The organism is Muricoccus vinaceus, assembly GCF_042433125.1.
GTDB classification, from domain to species: Bacteria; Pseudomonadota; Alphaproteobacteria; order Acetobacterales; family Acetobacteraceae; genus Roseomonas; species Roseomonas vinacea.
Genome location: NZ_JBHLVZ010000097.1, coordinates 1 through 3,910, shown reverse-complemented (window position 1 = coordinate 3,910; position 3,910 = coordinate 1). Strand labels below are relative to the sequence as shown.

2 protein-coding genes and 4 pseudogenes are annotated in these 3,910 nt (G+C 65.0%); 2 read left to right on the top strand and 4 right to left on the bottom strand.

Features of this window, described 5'->3' with window-relative positions; translation table 11 throughout:
* Positions 1–194 precede the first annotated feature (194 nt).
* Positions 195–939, bottom strand: a pseudogene (locus tag ACFFIC_RS27030) (DDE-type integrase/transposase/recombinase); the annotation flags it as partial.
* Positions 940–1,028: 89 nt separating this feature from the next.
* Between ACFFIC_RS27030 and ACFFIC_RS27025 the strand changes: the two are divergent.
* Entirely contained in the window at positions 1,029–2,060 is a 1,032-nt protein-coding gene (locus tag ACFFIC_RS27025; protein WP_377056289.1) for an IS110 family RNA-guided transposase, read from the top strand.
* 251 nt (positions 2,061–2,311) lie between these two features.
* Here the strand turns inward: ACFFIC_RS27025 and ACFFIC_RS27020 are convergent.
* Positions 2,312–2,860, bottom strand: a pseudogene (locus ACFFIC_RS27020) (IS5 family transposase); the annotation flags it as partial.
* Between the two features lie 52 nt (positions 2,861–2,912).
* Positions 2,913–3,106: pseudogene (locus tag ACFFIC_RS27015) on the bottom strand (transposase); the annotation flags it as partial.
* A gap of 236 nt (positions 3,107–3,342) precedes the next feature.
* Between ACFFIC_RS27015 and ACFFIC_RS27010 the strand changes: the two are divergent.
* Positions 3,343–3,525, top strand: coding sequence for a hypothetical protein (locus ACFFIC_RS27010; RefSeq protein ID WP_377056287.1), 183 nt, complete (start codon positions 3,343–3,345; stop codon positions 3,523–3,525).
* A gap of 262 nt (positions 3,526–3,787) precedes the next feature.
* On the opposite strand, the pseudogene ACFFIC_RS27005 reads toward ACFFIC_RS27010, so the two are convergent.
* A pseudogene (locus ACFFIC_RS27005) lies at positions 3,788–3,910 on the bottom strand (IS481 family transposase); the annotation flags it as partial.

The window sequence follows — 3,910 nt, the reverse complement described above, 5'->3', positions numbered from 1 at the left end:
ATCAGATCGCCGCCGCGTCGGGCAAGAACATTCGAATCCAATCGCTCGGATTACGCTCTAGCGCCGTCGCGGGGTTCTCAAGCAGGAACAGGCATGGTGCAGTCCCGAGCTGTTCAAAAATGTTCGTCGTTGGTTGCTTTGGGACAGAGAGGGCGCTGGCTTAGCGGAGGCTCTGGCGCATCTGGGGGTTGACGTTAGGCAGCTTGGCATTGGTGCAGCAAGCGTCGTTGCTGGATGGTCTGGCGCCTGATGCGTTCGCGCTCAAGCAGGATGGTTTGCCCTTGGCCGGGGTAAACATCGGCCGGGGTGAGGTTCGGCAGGCTCCCGTGATAGTGCTGGTGGTTGTAGTGCTCGACGAGATGGCAGGGCGCTCCGCGGACGTGCGCCATGCACTTTTCGTCGAGCCATTTGGCGAGGTCGTCTGCAACGTAGCAGGGGCCGTTGTCGGAGAGCAGTGGCGGCCGGTGCAGGACCTTTGCCTGGTCGCAGCCTGAGGCGGCGAGTGCTGTCTCCAGTGTCTCGGTGACGTCGCTCGCGGCCATGGTGGTGCAGAGCTTCCAGGCGATGATGTACCGGGAGAAGTCGTCGAGCACGGTGGAGAGATAGAACCAGCCCCTGCCGGTGACCTTCAGGTAGGTGAAGTCCGTCTGCCAGAGTTGGTTCGGCGCCGTGGTCTTGGTGTGGAACTCGTCTGCTGCCTTGACCACGATGAAGGCCGGGTTGGTGATCAGGTCGTGCGCCTTGAGCAGGCGGTAGACGGAAGCTTCCGAGACGAAGTGGTGCTCCTGGTCGGTGAACCGCACCGCAAGCTCGCGTGGGGATAGTTCCGGCGCCTCCAGCGCCAGGTCCCAGGGTGCGCCGGACCGGCAGGTGCGATCCCTCGACCAAGCGGATGTTCTCGAGCTTCTCGGCGGCGGGGTACCTCATTCGCGGTCTCCCTCATCCACGATCGAACTTTATGGAATGGCCCGCCCCTCATTCCCGCTGGCGTAAGCTGGCGGGGCAACCGGGGGTAAGGGAGCTGACCCATGGCGGAGATTGCGGTTCTCGGGGTGGACCTGGGCAAGAACAGCTGCAGCGTGGTGGGGCTGGATGGTGCTGGCCGAGTGGTCCTGCGACGGCGGCTGCAGCGGGACGGGGTGGTCAAGCTGGCCGCAGGGTCGCCGGGGTGCGTGGTGGCGATGGAGGCCTGCTGCGGGGCGCACCACCTGGGCCGTAGGCTGCGCGAGGCAGGGCACGAGGTTCGGCTGATGTCGCCCGAGTACGTGCGGCCCTATGTGAAGGCGCAGAAGAACGACGAACGGGATGCGGAGGCAATCGCCGAGGCGGCGACCCGTCCGACGATGCGGTTTGTGGCGCTCAAGAGCGAGGCGCAACTCGACATGCAAAGCCTGCACCGCGCCCGCGACCGGCTGGTGGGCGAGCGGACGGCGCTGATCAACCAGCTGCGCGCGATCCTGCTGGAGCGCGGCATCACCGTGCCCCAGGGCCGCCGCAAGCTGGAGGTCTACCTCGAAACCCTGCTTGCCGAGGAGTGCGTCCCACTGAGCCCGCGGACCCGGCTGCTGGTGGAGGACCAACAGGCCGAGTGGCGCGAGCTGGATCGGCGCATCGAGGCCTTCGATGAGGAGTTCGCGGCCGAGGCCCGGACCGATGAGGCCGCCCGGCTGCTGACTACGATCCCGGGCATAGGGCCGCTGAACGCTACGGCTCTGGTGGCGGCGATCGGCAGAGCAGAGACCTTCGGGCGAGGACGCGACCTTGCCGCCTGGCTGGGGCTGGTGCCGAGGCAGATGACCACCGGGGGTAAGCCAAAGCTGCTGGGGATCAGCAAGCGAGGGAATGTCTACCTGCGCAAGATGCTGATCCACGGGGCGCGAGCGGCGCTGCCGACGCTCTCCAAGGGCGAGACCCCGCTTGGCGGGTGGCTGCGAGGTCTGGCCGCCCGGGCGCATGTGAACACCGTGGTGGTGGCGCTCGCGCCCAAGCTGGCGCGGATCATCTGCGCGGTGCTGCGCAGCGGGCAGCGGTTCGAGATGAGAGCGGCGGCGGTGTCGTAGCCCAAGGGATCAGCTGTTCGCGCTCACCCGGTGCGGGCGGCTGGTTGAGGTCTGCGGTTGGTGGAAGCGAGATGGCCTGACAGTCGACCGGCGTTCTGGAACCCTGGGTCAAAAAATGGCGCTCCGACGCCGTGAATTTTATGAGGACCAGAGCGGGCGGATCTCCATCTTGGCTGGGAGCTTGTCTCCGAAGCCGGATACGTTGGCGTAGACTGATCAGACCAAGTCGTGAAAACCCTTGCAGACGGGGCGGGCCATACGTTCCTGATGGCGGCGAGGATCGTCTGGGCGCCCGCGCTGTCGGACACGTCGGCTGTAGTAAGATTGACCATCAGCAATCGCCCATTCGTATCGACCGCGATGTGGCGCTTGCGACCGATGATCCGCTTGCCGCCGCCCTAGCCGCGTGCGTTGGCAAAGGGCGCCTTCACCATCTGGCTGTCGAGCACACCGCCCGAGGGGCTCGCCTCGCGTCCCACCGCTTCGCGGTCCAGCATGAGGGCGATGTCGTGAATCGTGCGGAACAGCAGGCGTCAGACAAAGCGGCGGAACCACCAGTAGACCGTCTGCCACGGGCCGAAATGGACCGGCAGCATCCGCCAGCCCCCGGCACTGCCGGCCAGGTAACGGATCGCGTTCAGCACCTCTCGCAAGTCGACCGAGGGCTTGCGCCCGCGGCGTGGAGGGGGCGGCGGCAACGGCTCGATCCACGGCCACTCCTCGTCTGTCAGGTCAGACGGGTAGCGCTTTGTCTTGCGGGCAAGCCCGGAAATCCGGTCGCGCGTCTCTCGGGTCCACATCCCGAGCTTGCATCACCCATGCCACCCCAACACAACCATTCTCAAACGGTCACTTAGACCATGTGTAGTAGAGGCTCCCGGCGATGCCTTTCCGCCGACACAGGCAGCGATGCTCTCCTCCCCGCGCAAAGACTCCAGCACGATCCGGATCTTGTCCTCGGCCGAGTAGTGCTTGCGGGTCGCCCGGCGAATGTCGCGCATTGCCCGCTCGGCGGGCGTCTTTGGGGCAGCAGATTTGTGGCTCATGTCCACTCTTCCGTGGTTACGATGAGCCAGAAATCCTCCTTTCCTCAACCATCCCCGCCTGTCTCATGAGCCCTGACGGCGTACAATCTCGTAAACCAGTTCGCGTGAGAGAGGCTTGTCAATGCAGCGACGCCGATGCGTTGGGAGCAGCAGCCCCTAAGCTTTCGTTAAAACCCTGTTAACCCTCCGCGGCGAAACGCGTGCTTGCAAAACAGACGCGAGCTAGGAGGCGAGCAATGATCGGACTGAAGATAAATGGCGGGCTGACTGGCTTGTGGTCAACCCTGCGCAACCTTTGGCGCGCCGAGTATGGCCTGCCGTTCGACGAGCACGTGCGCGCGGACGCTGGGCTGCCGTCGTGGGGCCCAGGGTTCACCTGTTACCCCGTCTCGCCGTTCGCAGGCGCTTGGCTGCGCTGAAACGCGCGCCAAGCTCCGCAACTCCGCTCTCCACCCACAAAGCAGTTGCCGTAGGTACCAGGGTCTGGATGGTAGCCACGAGGGCGCTAGCGAACCCTGTTCGCTGCTTCGTCGATCAAGCGAGGGCGGAGCTTCCCGCATACCCAGTCGATCACTGCGACCGTCACGACCATGGGGAGGAGGATGAATGCCATCTCGTCCCAGTGCCGCACCTTGATGCGTTCGGCAGACTGAAGCCCGATCCCGCCTGCGGCGACCACGCCTAGATGTTTGGTCCCGGGATTTGGTGGTGCGGGTCATGGATGAACCTGGACGGCTCCTCCGTCCAGGCTTTGCAGATGGCTTCGTAGGGCGTGAGGCCGCGTAGCGTCTTCAGGCGACGGGC